At 67.6% G+C, this 17430-nt stretch carries 17 protein-coding genes; 10 read left to right on the forward strand and 7 right to left on the reverse strand.

Going from position 1 to position 17430, the window contains the following annotated elements; translation table 11 throughout:
- Positions 1 to 27 precede the first annotated feature (27 nt).
- The gene (gene rbfA / locus ACO07K_RS25480) at positions 28 to 432 is read left to right on the forward strand and encodes a 30S ribosome-binding factor RbfA (protein ID WP_422032892.1); all 405 of its coding nucleotides are present in this window, start codon (positions 28 to 30) and stop codon (positions 430 to 432) included.
- Here the strand turns inward: rbfA and ACO07K_RS25485 are convergent.
- Positions 419 to 2644, reverse strand: coding sequence for a hypothetical protein (locus ACO07K_RS25485; RefSeq protein ID WP_422032894.1), 2226 nt, complete (start codon positions 2642 to 2644; stop codon positions 419 to 421). The genes rbfA and ACO07K_RS25485 overlap by 14 nt on opposite strands.
- Positions 2645 to 2800: 156 nt before the next feature.
- On the opposite strand from ACO07K_RS25485, the gene truB reads away from it, so the two are divergent.
- From truB to ACO07K_RS25505, 4 genes are all read left to right on the forward strand, one after another.
- The gene (gene truB / locus ACO07K_RS25490) at positions 2801 to 3706 is read left to right on the forward strand and encodes a tRNA pseudouridine(55) synthase TruB (protein ID WP_422032896.1); all 906 of its coding nucleotides are present in this window, start codon (positions 2801 to 2803) and stop codon (positions 3704 to 3706) included.
- Between the two features lie 16 nt (positions 3707 to 3722).
- Positions 3723 to 3992 carry a 30S ribosomal protein S15 gene (gene rpsO / locus ACO07K_RS25495; RefSeq protein WP_304853252.1) on the forward strand — a complete coding sequence of 90 codons (270 nt, stop codon included), beginning with the start codon at positions 3723 to 3725 and terminating at the stop codon, positions 3990 to 3992.
- A 202-nt stretch (positions 3993 to 4194) separates the two neighbouring features.
- Positions 4195 to 6330 (forward strand): polyribonucleotide nucleotidyltransferase, encoded by a 2136-nt coding sequence (gene pnp, locus ACO07K_RS25500; protein WP_422032899.1) that lies wholly within the window; start codon positions 4195 to 4197, stop codon positions 6328 to 6330.
- Positions 6331 to 6438: 108 nt separating this feature from the next.
- A complete protein-coding gene (locus ACO07K_RS25505; protein WP_422032901.1) occupies positions 6439 to 7428 on the forward strand; it encodes a Bug family tripartite tricarboxylate transporter substrate binding protein in 990 nt (329 codons plus the stop codon).
- A 187-nt stretch (positions 7429 to 7615) separates the two neighbouring features.
- Here ACO07K_RS25505 and ACO07K_RS25510 read toward each other — a convergent pair whose 3' ends face one another.
- Genes ACO07K_RS25510 through fabA form a run of 3 tightly spaced genes read right to left on the reverse strand, consistent with a single transcriptional unit; the run spans position 7616 to position 10261 of the window.
- On the reverse strand, positions 7616 to 8464 hold the full coding sequence (locus ACO07K_RS25510; protein WP_422032903.1) for an SDR family oxidoreductase: 849 nt from the start codon (positions 8462 to 8464) through the stop codon (positions 7616 to 7618).
- A gap of 10 nt (positions 8465 to 8474) precedes the next feature.
- The gene (gene fabB / locus ACO07K_RS25515) at positions 8475 to 9722 is read right to left on the reverse strand and encodes a beta-ketoacyl-ACP synthase I (protein WP_422032905.1); all 1248 of its coding nucleotides are present in this window, start codon (positions 9720 to 9722) and stop codon (positions 8475 to 8477) included.
- Positions 9722 to 10261, reverse strand: a complete 540-nt coding sequence (gene fabA, locus ACO07K_RS25520) for a 3-hydroxyacyl-[acyl-carrier-protein] dehydratase FabA (RefSeq protein ID WP_422032907.1) — start codon at positions 10259 to 10261, stop codon at positions 9722 to 9724. Before fabA ends, fabB begins: the two co-directional genes overlap by 1 nt.
- A 135-nt stretch (positions 10262 to 10396) precedes the next feature.
- On the opposite strand from fabA, the gene irrA reads away from it, so the two are divergent.
- The 4 genes from irrA to ACO07K_RS25540 all read left to right on the forward strand — a co-directional run bounded on the left by irrA (position 10397) and on the right by ACO07K_RS25540 (position 13369).
- On the forward strand, positions 10397 to 10804 hold the full coding sequence (gene irrA, locus ACO07K_RS25525; RefSeq protein ID WP_422032909.1) for an iron response transcriptional regulator IrrA: 408 nt from the start codon (positions 10397 to 10399) through the stop codon (positions 10802 to 10804).
- Between the two features lie 123 nt (positions 10805 to 10927).
- Positions 10928 to 11347 carry a rubrerythrin family protein gene (locus tag ACO07K_RS25530; RefSeq protein WP_298318820.1) on the forward strand — a complete coding sequence of 140 codons (420 nt, stop codon included), beginning with the start codon at positions 10928 to 10930 and terminating at the stop codon, positions 11345 to 11347.
- 79 nt (positions 11348 to 11426) lie between these two features.
- Positions 11427 to 12785, forward strand: a complete 1359-nt coding sequence (locus ACO07K_RS25535) for a heterodisulfide reductase-related iron-sulfur binding cluster (protein ID WP_422032912.1) — start codon at positions 11427 to 11429, stop codon at positions 12783 to 12785.
- Positions 12785 to 13369 carry a DUF3501 family protein gene (locus ACO07K_RS25540; RefSeq protein ID WP_422032914.1) on the forward strand — a complete coding sequence of 195 codons (585 nt, stop codon included), beginning with the start codon at positions 12785 to 12787 and terminating at the stop codon, positions 13367 to 13369. Before ACO07K_RS25535 ends, ACO07K_RS25540 begins: the two co-directional genes overlap by 1 nt.
- 16 nt (positions 13370 to 13385) lie before the next feature.
- Here the strand turns inward: ACO07K_RS25540 and ACO07K_RS25545 are convergent, their stop codons facing one another.
- From ACO07K_RS25545 to ACO07K_RS25555, 3 genes are all read right to left on the reverse strand, one after another.
- Positions 13386 to 14432 (reverse strand): energy transducer TonB, encoded by a 1047-nt coding sequence (locus ACO07K_RS25545; protein WP_422036705.1) that lies wholly within the window; start codon positions 14430 to 14432, stop codon positions 13386 to 13388.
- Positions 14433 to 14497: 65 nt separating this feature from the next.
- Positions 14498 to 15682, reverse strand: a complete 1185-nt coding sequence (locus ACO07K_RS25550; protein WP_422032916.1) for an energy transducer TonB family protein — start codon at positions 15680 to 15682, stop codon at positions 14498 to 14500.
- A gap of 34 nt (positions 15683 to 15716) precedes the next feature.
- Positions 15717 to 16214, reverse strand: a complete 498-nt coding sequence (locus ACO07K_RS25555) for an SH3 domain-containing protein (RefSeq protein ID WP_422032918.1) — start codon at positions 16212 to 16214, stop codon at positions 15717 to 15719.
- 206 nt (positions 16215 to 16420) lie between these two features.
- On the opposite strand from ACO07K_RS25555, the gene ACO07K_RS25560 reads away from it, so the two are divergent.
- A complete protein-coding gene (locus tag ACO07K_RS25560; protein WP_422032920.1) occupies positions 16421 to 17416 on the forward strand; it encodes a 2-hydroxyacid dehydrogenase in 996 nt (331 codons plus the stop codon).
- The last annotated feature ends 14 nt before the right edge of the window (positions 17417 to 17430 follow it).

Genomic DNA, 17430 nt, shown 5'->3' on the forward strand with positions numbered 1-17430 from the left:
GGGAGGTGGAAATAAGAGGAAAATCCTATGTCGCGACGTCGCTCGTCCGACAAAGAAAATCGTGCTCCCGGCCAGCGTCAGCTGCGCGTCGGCGAGGAGATCCGCCATTTGCTGGCCGATCTCCTCGAACGGGGAAACATGCGCGATCCCGATCTGCGCGACGCCACGATCACCGTGACGTCGGTCGATGTCAGCCCCGACCTGCGCAACGCCACGGCCTATGTGATGCCGCTGGGCGGCGACGATCAGGAACGGCTGCTGGCCGCGCTGCGCCGCGCGGCGCCCTGGTTCCGTGGCCGGGTCAGCGAGAAGGCCGGCCTGCGCACCGCCCCCGAGATCCGCTTCGCGATCGACCGCACCTTCGACGAGGCCGACAAGATCGGCCAGCTCCTGCGCCGGCCGGACGTCGCCCGCGACATCAAGGACGATTGAGGTAGTACTCGTCGCGCGGAAAGAAATCCGTGTTGGGCGAAGGCGTCGCCACGGTCCTGCCGTCGTTCAGCACCTCGACCTTCTTGTCCCCGAACCATCTGGCCAGTTCGGCATCGTCGATCCGCGCCGCCTTCAGATGCGCGGTCACGTCGGGCCGTGCCAGCAGCGCCGCGATCTTCTCGCGGCTGTAGGGAATGGGCCGGTCGCTTCCCAGCATCGCCGGATGAACCATGGTGACGTAGGGAAAGACCGAGCGGAACGTCGCCACCGAGCGTTCGGTCGGCGCCCATTGCACGTAGATCCCGCCCGGCGCCAGCTTGGCTCTCACCTGCTCGAAGAATTCGCGGCTGTTCAGCAGGCCCGACAGTGCGGTCTTGGGTAGGATGGCGTCGGCCTCGATTACGTCGTAGCGCACCGGATCGAGCGCCAGCGAATGGCGGCCGTCGGCGACCGTCACGTCGAAGCGCTTGCCCGATAGCAGCTCGTCGACCCCCGACTTGCCGCCGGCAGCGGTGTAGCTCTTCAGCGTCTCGATCACCGGCGCCACGATCTCGATCACCTTCACCGTCTCCGTCGCGGGATTGAGCCCCGCCGCGTAGGGCGTTCCGCCGGTGCCGGAGCCGATCACCAGCACGCGCCGGGGCGTGCCGTGGGTCAGCGGACCGATGGCGCCGAGATAGGAATGGACGGTATCGAAGGGCAGCCGGCTCTGCGAATGGCCCTGGATGTACAGCCGGCCATCTTCCTTGGCATCGCTGCCCGACATCTTGAGCAGGCTGAGGCCTGTCTTGTCTTCGGCCACGATCGCCGTCTCGGTCGTGAGACCGTGCAGGCGGCGCCAGAAGGTCTCGCCGCCGGGAAAGAACAGCAGGCCCGCCCCCAGGAAGCCGGCCGGCAGCCAGGCCCAGCGCGTCGCGCGCGGTCCGGCGAGCTGCAGGGCGGCGAAGGCGAGGCCGATGGCGACCAGCAGCTTCAGGGTGCCCGCCGTGCCCGCGAGATCGAGCAGCAGCAGTCCCGCCACCAGGCTGCCCATGCTGTTGCCGACGATGTTGGCGAGCTGCACGAGGCCGACCCGGCTGCCGAGGCGGTCGAGGTCGCGCTGCACGGCCTTCTGCACCACCGGGAAAGAGAAGCCCATGATGAACGAGGCCGGCAGCACGACGATGGCGAGCAGCAGTAGGATCAGCGCCGGGTTGGCGGTGTTCGGCCCCATGATGTCGCGGTCGACGAAGGTGGCGGGGAGAATTCCCGCGCCGATACCGGAATAGACGAACCATGCGCCGGCCAGGGCCAGCGCCGTCGCGATGCCCTGCATGAGGAAGAAGAAGCGGCGCGGGTCGGCAATGCGATCGATGACGCGCGCGCCCACCATCAGGCCCGCCGCATCGCCCAGCAGAAAGACGGTCAGCACCAGCGAGAAGCTGTAGCCGTTCGACTGCAGCAGGACGCCGATCAGCCGGTACCAGACGATCTGCAGCGCCACGATCAGGAAGCCGCTGACGAACACCAGCAGCGACCAGCGCCACACGACACCGTCCGCGGTGTCGGACGTTGCCGCCCTCTTCGCCGGACCTTCGGCTTGCATGTCGAGGCCGCGGGCCAGCAGGAGGCCGCCCAGCGCCACGACCAGATTGATCGCGGCGCCCAGATAGACGGCCTTGTCGAAGCCCACCGTGCCGATCAGGAACCAGCCGCCGAAGAAGGCGCCGACGCCGGCGCCCAGCGTGTTGAGGCCGTAGAGCCAGCCGATGAGCTGGGCGGAGCCCGCGATCTGGCTGACGATCGCCTTGGAGAGGAACGGCAGCGAGCATCCCATCAGGAAGGTCGGCCACAGCAGCCCTGCGAACACGATGGCGAAGATCACGCCGCGCGACTGGGCGAGCGGCAGCAACTCGCGATAGATCACGTCGTAGTAGAGCCACGGGCTGAGCACGGCAAAGACCGCGATGCCGACCTCGCAGATCGCGAAGGCGATCAGCGCCCCGCGGCGCGACAGGCGATCGGCATAGAGGCCGGCGGCGAGGCTGCCGATCCCGAGGCCGAGCAGGAAGGCGCCCACGACCAGGGCGGCGGCGATCGTGTCGGCGCCGGCGAACAGGCCGAGCAGTCGATGCCAGGCGGTCTGGTAGATGAGGGCGGCTGCTCCCGACAGGAAGAACAGTCCGAAGAGCGTGCCTTGCCGGACGCGATCCGACTGCAATCCTGATTTCATGCGTGCAGCCTGCCTGAACCGATGGCTGGCGCGCAACGGGCTGCGGGCTTAAACGGGCGCGATGGAACGCAAGGGCAGCAGGAATCACTGGAGCGCGCCACTCCAGTGGCGCTCGGAAGAGCCGCCGGAAGAGCGCCACTGGAATGGCGCGCTCCCATGAGCCGCAGGAAAAAGGGCGAGAAGGTCGATGGGTGGATCGTGCTCGACAAGCCGGTCGGGCTGGGGTCGACGCCGGCGGTGGGTCGGGTGCGCCGGCTGTTCGGCGCCCAGAAGGCAGGGCACGGCGGCACGCTCGATCCTCTGGCGAGTGGAATCCTGCCGATCGCGCTCGGCGAGGCGACCAAGACGGTCCCCTTCATCATGGACGCGCGGAAGGAATACCGCTTCACCCTGCGCTTCGGCGAAGCCCGTGCGACGGAGGATGCCGAAGGCGAGGTCACGGCAACCAGCGACGTGCGGCCCACGGATGCCGCCCTCTCGGCCGCGCTGCCGGCCTTCCTGGGCGAGATCGAGCAGATGCCGCCGGCCTTCTCGGCGCTGAAAATCGACGGCAAGCGGGCCTACGATCTGGCCCGCGCCGGCGAGATCGTCGAGTTGAAGGCGCGTCGGGTCCTGATCGAGCGGCTGGAGCAGGTCGGCCGTCCGGACACCGACCACGCGGATTTTGTGGTCCAGTGCGGCAAGGGCACCTACATCCGGTCCCTCGGCCGCGATCTCGCGCTGGCGCTCGGGACCGTCGGGCACCTCTCGGCGTTGCGCCGGACGGTTGTGGGACCGTTCCGGGAAGAGGGGGCCATTTCGCTTTCCAAACTGGAAGCCCTCGGGCATATTCCCGCGCTCTTCGGGGCGTTGGCTCCCGTTGCGACCGCGCTGGACGACATCCCGGCGCTGGCCCTGACGGAAGCCCAAGCGGACCGGTTGCGCCACGGCCAGCCGGTGCTCTTGACCCGGGACGCACCTCCGTCCGGCGCACTCGTTCGCGCCGAGGTCGGCAGCAGGCTCGTGGCGTTGGTCCGTTCGGACGGCGTCGCTCTCCAGCCGGTGCGCGTGTTCAACCTTTAGTTTCAGGAGATGACCGATGTCGATTACAGCCGACCGCAAGGCGGAGCTGATCAAGACGTATGCCCAGGCCGAAGGCGACACGGGTTCGCCGGAAGTCCAGGTCGCGATCCTCAGCGAGCGTATTTCCAACCTTACCGAGCACTTCAAGGGCCACGCGAAGGACCACCATTCGCGCCGCGGTCTGCTGAAGATGGTCGGCCAGCGCCGCCGCCTGCTCGACTATCTCAAGTCGCGCGACAACCAGCGCTACGCCACGTTGATCGAGCGTCTGGGTCTGCGTCGCTGATCCAACGGCCCCATCCTCGGATGGGGCCTTTTCGCGTCGCGTCGCCCGGTCCCCGTGAGTTCGGCCGGCTGACGCGACTTCGCAGTAACCGGGAAGGCAGGGGCGAGAGCAAACGCCTGGCCCGGTCCTGCCGGCGCAAGGGCGCCGGTGGGCGGTCGCAGCCAAACGGGGGCAGGCGACCGTGATGGAAAGGATGAATGAGATGTTTGAAGTTTTTCGCAAGGAAGTCGAGTGGGCGGGGCGCAAGCTCGTGCTCGAGACCGGCAAGATCGCGCGCCAGGCCGACGGCGCCGTCATGGCGACCTACGGCGGCACCACCGTGCTGGCCGCCGTCGTGTTCGAGAAGAAGCCGAAGCCCGGCCTCGATTTCTTCCCGCTGACCGTGAACTACCAGGAGAAGGCATTCGCGGCGGGCAAGATCCCCGGCGGCTTCTTCAAGCGTGAGGGCCGTCCGAGCGAGAAGGAGATCCTGACCTCGCGTCTGATCGATCGCCCGATCCGCCCGCTGTTCCACGAAAGCTATCGCAACGAGACGCTGGTCGTCGTCACGACCCTGGCCCACGATCTCGAGAACGATCCCGACATCCTGGCGATGATCGCCACGTCGGCGGCGCTCACGATTTCCGGCGTGCCCTTCATGGGCCCGATCGGCGGCGCCCGCGTCGGCTACATCGACGGCGCGTACGTCGTGAACCCGACCAAGGTCCAGCTCGAGAAGAGCACGCTCGACCTCGTCGTCGCCGGCACCAAGGAAGGCGTGCTGATGGTCGAGTCGGAAGCCAAGGAGCTTTCCGAGGACGTCATGCTGGGCGCCGTCATGGAAGCCCATCGCTCGTTCCAGCCGGTGATCGACGCGATCATCCAGCTCGCCGAGCATTGCGCCAAGGAGCCGCTGCCGCTCACCGATCCGTCGGAAGCCTCCAAGACCGTGGCGGAGAAGCTCAAGGCCGAGATGCGGGCCAAGCTGGTCGAGGCCTTCGCCGAGACCCAGAAGCAGGCTCGCCAGGCCAAGATCAGCGCCGTGAAGACCGAAGCCAAGAAGCTGTTCGAGGGCGATGAGGCCGCACTGGCCGCGTTCGGCGAGCAGTTCGGCAATCTCGAGGCCGACGTCGTGCGCACCGCCATCCTCGACACCGGCAAGCGCATCGACGGCCGCGACACCAAGACCGTCCGTCCGATCGTGGCCGAAGTCGGCATCCTGCCGCGCGCCCACGGCTCGTCGCTGTTCACCCGCGGCGAGACCCAGGCGCTGGTCGTGGCCACGCTCGGCACCGGCCAGGACGAGCAGATCATCGACGCGCTCGAGGGCGAGTACCGCGAGCACTTCATGCTGCACTACAACTTCCCTCCCTACTCGGTCGGTGAAGTGCGCCGCATGGGTTCGCCCGGCCGCCGCGAGATCGGCCACGGCAAGCTCGCCTTCCGCGCGCTGCGCCCGATGCTGCCGTCGAAGGACAAGTTCCCCTACACGATCCGCATCGTGTCGGAGATCACCGAGTCGAACGGCTCCTCGTCGATGGCGACGGTCTGCGGCGGCTCGCTGTCGCTGATGGATGCCGGCGTGCCGATGGAGCGTCCGGTGGCGGGCATCGCCATGGGCCTGATCAAGGAAGGCGAGCGCTTCGCCGTCCTGTCGGACATCCTGGGCGACGAGGATCACCTCGGCGACATGGACTTCAAGGTCGCCGGCACCGAGAAGGGCATCACCTCGCTGCAGATGGACATCAAGATCACCTCGATCACCGAGGAGATCATGAAGGTCGCTCTGGGCCAGGCGAAGGACGGCCGCATCCACATCCTGGGCGAGATGGCCAAGGGTCTGGGCGGCGCGCGTGAGGGCGTCGCATCGACCGCGCCGCGCATCACCCAGTTCACGATCCCCAAGGACAAGATCCGTGAAGTGATCGGCACGGGCGGCAAGGTGATCCGCGAGATCACCGAGCAGACCGGCACCAAGATCGACATCGAGGACGACGGCACGATCAAGGTCGCGGCGGTGGACGCCAAGGCCGGCCAGCGCGCCATCGACTGGATCAAGGGCATCGTGGCCGAGCCGGAAATCGGCGTGATCTACACCGGCAAGGTCGTGAAGACCGTCGAGTTCGGCGCCTTCGTGAACTTCCTCGGTGCGCGCGACGGCCTCGTGCACATCTCGGAGCTGGCGCCGCGCCGCGTCGCCAAGGTGACGGACGTCATCAAGGAAGGCGACCAGGTCAAGGTCAAGGTCCTGGGCGTCGACGACCGCGGCAAGGTCCGCCTTTCGATGAAGGTGGTCGACCAGGAGACCGGCGAGGACATCTCGAACAAGCCGGTCGACGACGCTCCCGCCGGCGAGTAATCGCCCATCGATCGATAACGGAAACGGCGGCCCTTGGGGCCGCCGTTCTCGTTTGGCCATACCGGTGCGCCGTACATCGTGCGGTCCGACTATTGCTTGGGGTGAACCATGAAAATCACGCGACGTTCTCTGACGACTCTTCTGGGCGCGGCGCCCCTGGCGGCTGCGATCCAGGCCAAGGCCCAATCTCCGAGCGACTGGCCGACCCGGCCGGTACGGTTCCTCGTGCCGTGGCCGGCGGGGGGCCTGAACGACGTGATCGCGCGGGCGTTCAACGACAAGGTCTCGGCTGCGCTGGGCCAGACGGTGATCACCGACTTCAAGGCCGGCGCCGCCGGCCGCATCGGCGTGACCGAGATCGCCAAGGCCAAGCCCGATGGCTACACGATCGGCATGGGCAATCTCGGCCCGCTCACCATCTTCCCGTCGCTGTACAAGCAGATGCCCTACAGCGTGAAGGACGACCTGATCCCCATCACCATGTTCGCGGCCTCGCCGCTGGTGCTGGTGGTCGCGGGCAATTCGCCGATCAAGACGGCACAGGAACTCATCGCCGCCGCCAAGGCCAAGCCGGGCGTGATGAACTTCGCCTCGGTCGGCCAGGGCAGCCCGGCGCATCTCACCTTCGAGTTGCTGAAGAAGCGCACCGGCATCGACGTCGTGCATGTCCCGTTCAAGGGCACCAACGAATCGCTGCCGGCGCTGTTCGCGGGCGACGTCCAGACGACCTTCGACACGCTGCCCAGCCTGCTGCCGCACATCCAGGCAGGCCGCCTGCGGGCGCTCGCGGTGACGACCTTGGCACGCGTGCCGCAGCTTCCCGACGTGCCCTCGCTCAAGGAATTGTCGCTGGCCGATTCCGAGGTGGTGTCCTGGTACGCCCTGATCGCGCCGGCCGGCACGCCGCAGCCGATCGTCGACCGGCTCTACAAGGAGTACACCGCGGCGGCGCAGACTCCCGCCGTGCAGAAGCTGCTGTCGGACCAGGGCCTCATCTACCTGCCAAACACCACGGCGCAGTTCCAGGCGCGCATCGCCGAGGAGACCGCGCGCTGGGCCCAGCTCATCAAGGACAACAGGCTGGAGCTCGACCAGTAGAGCGGCTGAGCCTTTAGCGAGAGCAGATTGCCCTCCTCCCCATTCGAATGTGGAGGTGGCCCCGGCGCTGTTTACAGCACCTTCTGGCTGGAAGGGGGCATGACCCCATCGCCCTCGTGAGACGAGGGCACTTCCCCTTTGCGGAACCCGCAAAGGGGAAGAGTCCGATTCAGATTCTGGAAGCGGCCTACTGCTCGCCGGTGGCGCTCGGCGCCGCACTGCCATCGTGCGGCAGGCCGATCGCGTGATAGCCCGAATCGACGAAGTGCACCGTGCCGGTGACGCCAGCGCTGAGGTCGGACAGATAGTAGAGCGCGGCGCCGCCGACATCGCTCAGCTCGACGTTGCGGCGCAGGGGGGCCGCCTCGCGCGACACGCGATAGACGTAGCGGGCGCCGCCGATCACCGCGCCGGCCAGGGTGCGCATCGGGCCGGGCGAGATCGCGTTCACCCTCACGCCCTGCGGGCCGAGATCGGCCGCGAGGTAGCGTACGCTGGCCTCGAGCGCGGCCTTGGCGACGCCCATGACGTTGTAGGACGGCATCACCCGCGTCGAGCCTTCGTAGGTCAGCGTGATCATGCTGCCGCCTTCGGTCATCAGCGGCAGGGCGCGTCGCGCGATCTCGGTGAAGGAGTAGCAGGAGATGGCGAGACTGCGCTGGAAGTTGGCCTTGGTCGTGTCGACGTAGCGGCCCTTCAGCTCCTCCTTGTCGGAGAAGGCGATGGCGTGCACGACGAAATCGAGCCGTCCCCATTCCTGCTTCAGCGTCTCGAACAGCCGGTCGAGGCTCGCCTCGTCCTCGACATCGGCCTCGACGATCACTTTCGAGCCGAGCTTCTGGACCATCGGCAGCACGCGCTTGCCGAAGGCCGCCCCCTGGTAGGTGAAGGCCATCTCGGCACCCGCCGCGTGCAGCGCCTGGGTGATGCCCCAGGCGATCGAATGGTTGTTGGCCACGCCCATGATCAGGCCGCGTTTGCCGGCCATGAGTTTGGGGACGTCAGGCAGAGACCTGGCGACGGGATCGTTGGGCATTTAATCCGCCTCAGTGATCGTAGCGGGAGAACAGGAGGCAGGCGTTGGTGCCGCCGAAGCCGAAGCTGTTCGACATCACCGTCTGCAGACCGGCGTTGTCGATGCGCGTGCGTGCGATGGGATAGCCCTCGGCCCCGGGGTCGAGATTCTCGATATTGGCCGAAGCGGCGATGAAATCGTGCTTCATCATCAGCAGCGAATAGATCGCCTCGTGGGCGCCGGTCGCGCCCTGGCTGTGGCCGGTCAACGACTTGGTCGAACTGACGGTCGGCAGCTTGTCCGGCTGCCGGTCGCCGAACACGGCGCGGATGGCGTCGAGTTCGGTGATGTCGCCCACCGGCGTCGCCGTGCCATGCGTGTTGATGTAGTCGACCGGGCTGTTGCGCCGGGCGGCGCTCGGAAAGCCCTCGAGGGCCAGCTTCATGCAGCGCAGCGCGCCCTCGCCGGAGGGGGCGACCATGTCGGCGCCGTCGGAGGTGGCGCCATAGCCGATCACCTCGGCATAGATCGTCGCGCCGCGGGCCTTGGCGACCTCGAGCTCTTCGAGCACCAGGATACCGCCGCCGCCCGCGATGACGAACCCGTCGCGGTCCTTGTCATAGGCGCGGCTCGCGCGCTGCGGCGTGTCGTTGAACTTGGACGACATGGCGCCCATGGCGTCGAACAGCACGGAGAGCGTCCACTCCAGCTCCTCGCCGCCGCCCGCGAACATGCGGTCGGCCTTGCCGAGCTGGATCGTCTCCACGGCATTGCCGATGCAGTGGGCCGAGGTCGAGCAGGCCGAGCTGATCGAATAGCTCGGGCCCTTGATCTTGTAGGCCGTGGCGAGGTTTGCGGAGACGGTGCTCGACATGGCGCGCGGCACCTGGAACGGACCGACGCGCTTGGGCCCCTTTTCCTTGGCGGTGAGGGCCGCCTGGACGATGGCGCCGGTCGTCGGTCCGCCCGAGCCGGCCACCAGGCCGGTCCGGTCGTTCGAGACTTCGGCCTCCGACAGCCCCGCATCCTCGATCGCCTGCTTCATCGCGAGATAGGCATAGGCCGCGCCGTTGCCCATGAAGCGCATGAGGCGCCGGTCGACCAGCTCCTCGACATTGAGCTTCAGGGTGCCGGCGACCTGGCTGCGGAAGCCCAGGTCGCGGTACTCCGGCATGAACTCGATGCCCGACTTGCCTTCCTTCAGGGACTGCGTGACCTCGGCGGCGTTGTTGCCGATCGGTGAGACGATCCCGAGACCCGTGACGACGACGCGCTTCATCAGACTGCCGCTCCGGCGGGCATTGGACCGTCCTTGACCAGGCCGACCTTCATGTCGTTGGCCTCATAGACCGGGTTGCCGTCGGCGGTCACGAAACCGTCGCCGACGCCCATGACGAGGCGGCGCAGGATGAGCCGCTTGGGATGGACGTGATAGGTGAGTTTCTTGACCGTCGGCACGATCATGCCGGTGAGCTTGACCTCGCCGACGCCGATCGCCCGGCCGCGGCCCGGCGCCTTCATCCAGCCCAGGAAGAAGCCCAGCATCTGCCACAGCGCGTCCAGCCCCAGGCAGCCGGGCATCACCGGATCGCCCTTGAAGTGGCAGGCGAAGAACCAGAGGTCAGGCTTCACGTCCAGCTCGGCGATGATCTCGCCCTTGCCGTACTTGCCTCCGGTCGAATCGATTTTGACGATGCGGTCGAACATCAGCATGGGCGGCAGCGGCAGCTGGGCGTTCCCGGGCCCGAAAAGGTTGCCCTTGGCGCATTCGATCAAGTCTTCGAAAGTATAGCTATTCTTCTGCTCGTGCTCGCTCACATTCACCGTCCCACAGGCCGCCCCGAAAGGCTTCGGGGCCAGAATAAGGATGCCGGACGCCGGGTGCAAACGGGCCTCACCGGCAAAACACGCCCTTCTCTTGTCTCTTTCACCTGCGTACATAAGATTGCAATCATGTCAGACAATGGCCCCGACCATACCGTCAGCCTGCGTGCCGCAGGTTTGCGACCGACCCGCCAGCGCGTTGCCCTGGCGCGGGTGCTGTTCGAGGGCGGCCATCGCCATGTCACTGCAGAGAGCCTGCACGCAGAGGTCAAGGCGACCCGCATGCCGGTTTCGCTGGCGACCGTCTACAATACGCTCAACCAGTTTCGCGACGCCGGGCTGCTGCGCGAGGTCGTCGTCGCGCCCGGCCGGTCCTATTTCGACACCAATACCGGGCACCACCATCACTTCTTCGTCGAGACCGACGGCGAATTGCACGATTTTCCGTCCGAGGAAGTGACCATTGCCGGCCTGCCGGCGCCGCCCGAGGGCACGACGCTGGCCCGGGTCGACGTGATCGTCCGCGTGCGCCGTTAAGGCGATTGCGAAGCGTTTGCAATAACTTAGAACGGTTCTAAGGTTCTTGACGCCAGCGTGCACGGCCTCCTAAATCCCCTCGTGAGATTGGCGGATGGGCCGATCGCAAAGGGAGTAAGAACCATGGCGAACCTCAAGGGATCCAAGACCGAAGAAAACCTCAAGGCCGCTTTCGCCGGCGAGAGCCAGGCCAATCGCCGTTACCTGTATTTCGCCCAGAAGGCCGACGTCGAAGGATACAACGACGTCGCCGTCGTCTTCCGTTCGACCGCCGAGGGTGAGACCGGCCATGCGCACGGCCATCTCGAATTCCTCGAGGTGAGCGGCGATCCGGCCACCGGTCTGCCGATCGGCCCGACCGACAGCAACCTCAAGGCCGCGATCGCCGGCGAGACGCACGAGTACACCGACATGTACCCGGGCATGGCGCGCACAGCGCGCGAGGAAGGCTTCGCCGAGGTCGCCGACTGGTTCGAGACGCTGGCGAAGGCCGAGAAGAGCCACGCCGGCCGCTTCCAGAAGGCCCTCGACACGATGGCTTGAGCCCTCCGGGCTCGTTCCGAAGGGGACCCCGCGCGGGTCCCCTTTTTCTTCCCGCTCCCCTCCCACGAAGCGAGCGACCATGCGCGAAGGCAGTCTCGAAGCACCGATCCGGCACGACCTCGACTGGCAGAATCCCTGGTTCTGGGACGAGGGTGCGCTCGAGAAGGAGATGGAGCGCGTCTTCGACATCTGTCACGGCTGTCGTCGCTGCTTCAACCTGTGCGACTCGTTCCCGCGCCTGTTCGACCTGATCGACAATGGCCCGACCGGCGAACTCGATGGGGTGAAGAAGGAGGATTACGCGCAGGTCGAGGAAGCCTGCACGCTGTGCGACATGTGCTTCATGACCAAGTGCCCCTACGTGCCGCCGCACGAATGGGCGCTGGATTTCCCGCACCTCATGCTGCGCCATCGTGCCGTGCAGGCGCGCAAGAAGGGCGTCAATTTCGTCGACAAGCAGCTGGCCGATACCGACCGCAGCGGCCGGCTGGGCACTTTCCTCGCCTCGGCCGCGAACTGGGCGACCGACGAGCACAACACGACGACGCGCCGGAGCCTGGAGCGCCTGGCCGGCATCCACCACGGAGCACGGCTGCCGCGCTATGCCGGCGAGACGTTCGAGATCCGGGCGCGTCGCGAAGGCGCCGTGCTCAACGAGGCGGCGCCGGCCTTCGGCAAGCGCAAGGCGGTGCTCTATGCGACCTGCTTCGTGAACTTCAACAACACCGACATCGGCGCCGCCGCGCGGGCTGTGCTGGCGAAGAACGGCGTCGAGACCGAGGTCGTGCATCCGGCCTGCTGCGGCATGCCCAAGCTCGAGTTGGGCGACATCGAATCGGTGGCCAAGGCGGCCAGGGAAGTCTCGGCGGCCCTGCTGCCGTGGGTCGACAAGGGCTACGACATCATTGCGCTGACGCCGTCCTGCGCGTTGATGCTCAAGTTCGAATGGAAGCTGATCTGTCCCAAGGATCCGGCGATCGAGCGGCTGTCGAACGCCACCTTCGACCTTTCCGAATACGTCGTCGACATCGCCAAGAAGCACGGGCTGGCCCCGGGCCTGGAGCCTCTGGAGGGCGGCGTGAGCGTCCACCTCGCCTGCCATGCGCGGGCCCAGAACATGGGCGCGAAGGCCGCCGAGATGCTGCGGCTGGTGCCCGGCACGCGCGTGGCGGTGATCGAGCGCTGCAGCGGCCATGGCGGCATCTGGGGCGCGCGGACCGAGAATTTCGAGACCGCGGTGAAGGTCGGCAAGCCCGCGGCACAGGCCGCGCTCAAGAACGACACCAGCTTCGTTGCGTCGGAATGCCCGCTGGCGGCCGATCACCTGATGCAGGTTATGGAAATGACGGCGGGCGACCAGGCGCCGAAGCCGTCGCGGGCCAGCCATCCGATCGAACTTCTGGCGCAGGCCTACGGGCTTGCAGGGACGGACAAGTGATGCCGCGCAAGATCGACGCCTCCGACATCATCCCGATCGCGGAATACGCGAAGCTGCGGGCCGAGCGCCGCAAGCAGATCTCGGAGATCAAGAAGCACCGCCGGCTCGAAGTCGGCCCGTTCGCGACGTTCTATTTCGAATCCTTCGACACCATGCTGCACCAGGTGCTCGAGATGCTGTTCATCGAGAAGGGCGGCGCCGAACAGCTTCCCGACGAACTCGCGGCCTACAATCCGCTGATCCCCACGGGCAGTGAGCTGGTGGCGACCGTGATGTTCGAGATCGACGATCCGCTGCGCCGCGCGCGGGTGCTCGGGATGCTGGGCGGCGTCGAGCACAAGGCCTTCATCCGGGTGGGCGACGAGACGATCCGCGGCGTGCCGGAAGACGACCAGGAGCGGTCGCGCGAGGACGGCAAGGCCTCGTCGGTGCAGTTCGTCCGCTTTCCCTTCACATCGGCCCAGATCGAGGCCTTCAGGAGCGGCGCAGGCGACGTCGTGGTCGGTTTCGATCACGCCAACTACGGGCACATGGCGGTGATGCCGGCGCCCGTGCGCCAGGCGCTGTCGGCGGACTTCGCCTGAGCCCCGACGCCCGTCGTCAGTAATTCATCGGCAGCACGAGGACGATCGGGTCGCCCCGCATGCCCGCCGGCACCGGCGGCAGCGGCATGGCGCGCCGGATCGCCGACATCTCGGCATCGTCGATCAGCGGCCAGCCGCTCGACCGGTCCAGTCTTATGTCCAGCAGTTCGCCGGCCCGGCTGATGGTGACGCGCGTCACGACGCGGCCATGCTGGCGCGCCGCGCGCGCCGCGGCGGGATAGTCGCGATAGGGATCGATGTGGCGATAGACGCGCGACAGATAGTCGTTGCGCGCGCCCCCGTCGCCCGTCGCCTGATCGAAGGAACTGGTCGACGGGCCGCCGAGGCTCGAAGTCTGCGGCGGATAGTCCTGCAGCCTCTGCCCGGGGGCCTGGGCCGTGCGGGGCACGGTCGGGGGCCGCGGCGCCGGGCGCGCGGGGCGCGGGGGCGGCGCGGCGAGCGACGGCTCGACGGTCACCTGCGGCTTCCACGACGAGACATCCGTCTGCCAGGCGGCGTCCGATTCTCCTTCGACGAGCGGTTCCGGGGCGGCCGCTGCCGTCTCGGTGGGTGATGGTTCCGAAGGCTGCACTTGCGCGGGCTCCGCTGCCGGCTCGATCGCCGCCACTGGGGGCGGAGGGGCTGCCGGGGCAGGTTCGGCACGCCGGGGAGGCGGCGGCGACGGCGGGACTGACGGCATCTCCACGGGTGTGGCGTCACGCGGGGCCGGTTCGGGAGGCGCAGCGGGGGCAACGGCAGCCTGTTGGCGAGACTCGGGCGTCGTTTCGGATGTCGTCTCGGGCTCGACACGCTCGGGCTCCGATGGAGTCGGTTCGGATTGCACCGGATCGGCCGTAGGCGGGGCAGCGGCGGCCAGATTGCCCGCCGACAGCGGCTCAGGCTCGACCGAGACCATGATCGGCGTTTCGGCATGGTCGAGGCTGCGCGCCGGCTGAGCCAACCACAGCACCGCAGCGACGAGCACGTGCAGGCCGATCGCCAGGACAAGCGCCGCCGGCGACATGCGCCCGGATTGCGCCCGGATGAGACTGTCGTGTGTCACGGCAGCCAAGTTCTACGTCCGCCCGCCACCCGCGGCCAGCCGGATCGACGACGGCGCGGACGCCGCTACCGTTGCTCGTTGTAGCGGAAGCTGACGGGCAGCTGGAACGTGTGGCTGGCGCCCGAGATCTCTGCCGGCAGGGGCGGATAGGGGCTGGCCCGGCGGATCGTGTCCATCACACCGGCATCGAGCGAGGGAAGGCCGCTCGACTTCTCCATGACCACGTTGAGCAACTGTCCCTGCCGCGAGATCGTCACCCGCGTCAGCACGGTGCCTTCCTCGCGGATGACCCCGGTGTTCTTCGGGACGTAGGGAAACTGCGCGATCCGCCGCATGACCTGCCAGAGATACTGCTCCTGCGCGCGCTTCTCGCCGTAATTGTCGGCCGGGTTGCGAAAGGTGGGCGAAGGCTGGGCGGCGGCCTGCGAGCCCTCCGAGGATCGCGGCTGCTGGCCGAGCGGAGACGGGCGGAGCTGTTGCGGAGGCGCGGGCGGCGCCTGCGGGCGAGGGGCGGGCGGTGGCGGAGGCGGCGCCGGACGCGCGGCCTGCTGCGGCTTGGGAGGCGGTGGCGGCGGAGGTGCCGGCGCAGGCTTCGGGATGTCCCGTTCGGTTACGGGCGGCGGCGGCGCCTCGAGCGGCGGCAGGGCCTGCTCCAGCGAGGGTGGCGGCGGAGCGGGGGGCTCCGGCCGGGCGAGGGCCTGCTGCTGCGGCGGAGGGGGCGGGTCCGGCTGGGCAAGCGCCTGCTGCTGGGGCGGCGGCTCGGGGGGCTCCGGTTTCGGCTCCTCCTTCGCAGCGTCCTGCTTCGGCTCCTCCGGCTTCGGCTCGTCCTTGGGGCCGGCCTCCTGCACCTTGTCGGGCGTCGGCATGTCCGTGGCGCGCGCCGCGGGCTTTTCCGCTCCCGCGACGTCGCGGGGATCGGTACTGCGCTCGGCGGGCGGCGGCGGGAGACCCAGGCGGATGGGCGGCGTCTGGGGCTGCTGGGGGGTCGGTGTCGGCGGCGGCGCAGGCGGCGGCGGGCTCGATACTGCCGGCTGGGCGGCGGGTTCGGGGGCCTTCTCGGCGGCCACCGGGGGGGCCTCCGGGGCCTCCATCGAGACCTCGATCGCGTCCTCGAAATGATCGACCGGCCGCAGCGGCGAGATCCAGAACAGCGCCAGTCCCACGGCGGCATGCAGCAGCACGGCCAGCGCCAGGGCGGCGGGCGGCATGTGCTCGAAGCGGGAAGCGGTGAAACTGACGTCGTGGGTCACGGGAACCCGTTCTACGAGGCGGCTCGACGGGCCGCTAGTTGATCGGCTCGGATTTGTAGACGCCCCACATGCCGCTCCGTTCGAGCCAGCCGGTTACGCCGGAAACCTTGACCCGGCACCAGTCGCCTGCACAGGAGCGAATCTCGCCCAGGACTTCCGGTTCGAGCTTGGCTACCACCTCGGCCGATGCGGCCGGCGTCTTGTGCAGACTGGCGGTTTTCGCGTTGATGATGAAGGAGCGCTTGCCGCTGAGCAGGCTCTGGTGCACCCAGCCGCTGGCGCCCTGCCAATCGCGGATTTTGCGCCAGTTCTCGTACTCGGCGACGATCTCGACCGGCATGGCCTTGCGCTTGAACATCCAATCGACGGGATAGCGCGAGCCGGGTCCGGTGCGAACGTTCACTTCGTCGGAACGCAGGGACGCGAAACGGGGAATGGGGAGGCCGGAACCCTTGCGCTGGGTGGAGGTCGGTTTGTCGGGGGCGGCGAGGGCTGCGTTGCCACCCGCTTGGGGCAGGGAAAATGCCGCCAAGGCAACGAAGAAGCCGCAAAGCAGGACGGACGATCGAATTCCCATCGCCGCCTATATACCTGAAATCTCCACATCCAGCGACAAGCTCCTGAAATGGCGCGACTTTCTGGCTTGCAAATAGGCAGGGACGTTTGCTGGACAAAACGCGCGCGGACTTGGTAATCCGGCTCAGTCACTGTTCGAGCCAGCGCCGGTCCCAATATCACATGCCGTCCACTCCGAAGAATAAGCCGCTGGTGATCGTCACCCGAAAGCTTCCTGACGCCATCGAAACGCGTCTGATGGAGCTGTTCGACACCCGCCTGAACGCCGACGACAAGCCGATGACCGGTCCCCAGCTCGTGGAGGCCGTGAAAACGGCCGACGTGCTGGTGCCCACGGTGACCGATCGGATCGACGCCCGCGTGCTTTCACAGGCGGGGCCCAAGCTGAAGCTGATCGCCTCGTTCGGCACCGGCGTCGACCACATCGACCTCGATACGGCCCGCCAGCGCGGCATCACCGTCACCAACACGCCTGGCGTGCTGACCGAGGACACCGCCGACATGGCCATGGCGCTTGTCCTGGCCACGGCGCGCCGCGTGGGCGAGGGCGAGAGGCTGGTGCGCAGCGGCACGTGGTCCGGCTGGAGCCCGACCTCGATGCTGGGCGCCCGCCTGCAGGGCAAGCGGCTGGGCATCGTCGGCATGGGCCGCATCGGACAGGCGCTGGCGCGTCGCGCGCGCGGCTTCGGCCTGGCGATCCACTATCACAACCGCAAGCGCGTGCACGGCGAGATCGAGCGCGAGCTGGAGGCGACCTATTGGGAGAGCCTCGACCAGATGCTGGCGCGCATGGACATCGTTTCCGTGAACTGCCCGCACACGCCCGCGACCTTCCACCTCCTCTCGGCCCGGCGTCTCAAGCTGATGAAGCCGACCTCGATCCTCGTGAACACCGCGCGCGGCGAGGTGATCGACGAGAACGCCATGGTGCGCATGCTGAAGGCGGGCGAGATGGCCAGCGCCGGTCTCGACGTCTACGAGAACGAGCCGCAGGTGAACTCGAAGCTGCTCGAAATGGATCGCGTGGTGCTGCTGCCGCACATGGGCTCGGCCACGCTCGAGGGCCGCATCGAGATGGGCGAGAAGGTGCTGATCAACATCAAGACCTTCGCCGACGGCCACAAGCCACCGGACCGGGTGCTGGCGACTATGTTCTAGCGCGTGTGAACGCG

The sequence above is a fragment of the Reyranella sp. genome, from assembly GCF_965228225.1.
Taxonomy (GTDB): Bacteria; Pseudomonadota; Alphaproteobacteria; order Reyranellales; family Reyranellaceae; genus Reyranella.

Coding starts and splice junctions, on each gene's coding strand:
- rbfA (WP_422032892.1), top strand. CDS start 28: ATGTCGCGACGTCGCTCGTCCGACAAAGAAAATCGTGCTCCCGGCCAG.
- ACO07K_RS25485 (WP_422032894.1), bottom strand. CDS start 2,644: ATGAAATCAGGATTGCAGTCGGATCGCGTCCGGCAAGGCACGCTCTTC.
- truB (WP_422032896.1), top strand. CDS start 2,801: ATGAGCCGCAGGAAAAAGGGCGAGAAGGTCGATGGGTGGATCGTGCTC.
- rpsO (WP_304853252.1), top strand. CDS start 3,723: ATGTCGATTACAGCCGACCGCAAGGCGGAGCTGATCAAGACGTATGCC.
- pnp (WP_422032899.1), top strand. CDS start 4,195: ATGTTTGAAGTTTTTCGCAAGGAAGTCGAGTGGGCGGGGCGCAAGCTC.
- ACO07K_RS25505 (WP_422032901.1), top strand. CDS start 6,439: ATGAAAATCACGCGACGTTCTCTGACGACTCTTCTGGGCGCGGCGCCC.
- ACO07K_RS25510 (WP_422032903.1), bottom strand. CDS start 8,464: ATGCCCAACGATCCCGTCGCCAGGTCTCTGCCTGACGTCCCCAAACTC.
- fabB (WP_422032905.1), bottom strand. CDS start 9,722: ATGAAGCGCGTCGTCGTCACGGGTCTCGGGATCGTCTCACCGATCGGC.
- irrA (WP_422032909.1), top strand. CDS start 10,397: ATGTCAGACAATGGCCCCGACCATACCGTCAGCCTGCGTGCCGCAGGT.
- ACO07K_RS25530 (WP_298318820.1), top strand. CDS start 10,928: ATGGCGAACCTCAAGGGATCCAAGACCGAAGAAAACCTCAAGGCCGCT.
- ACO07K_RS25535 (WP_422032912.1), top strand. CDS start 11,427: ATGCGCGAAGGCAGTCTCGAAGCACCGATCCGGCACGACCTCGACTGG.
- ACO07K_RS25540 (WP_422032914.1), top strand. CDS start 12,785: ATGCCGCGCAAGATCGACGCCTCCGACATCATCCCGATCGCGGAATAC.
- ACO07K_RS25560 (WP_422032920.1), top strand. CDS start 16,421: ATGCCGTCCACTCCGAAGAATAAGCCGCTGGTGATCGTCACCCGAAAG.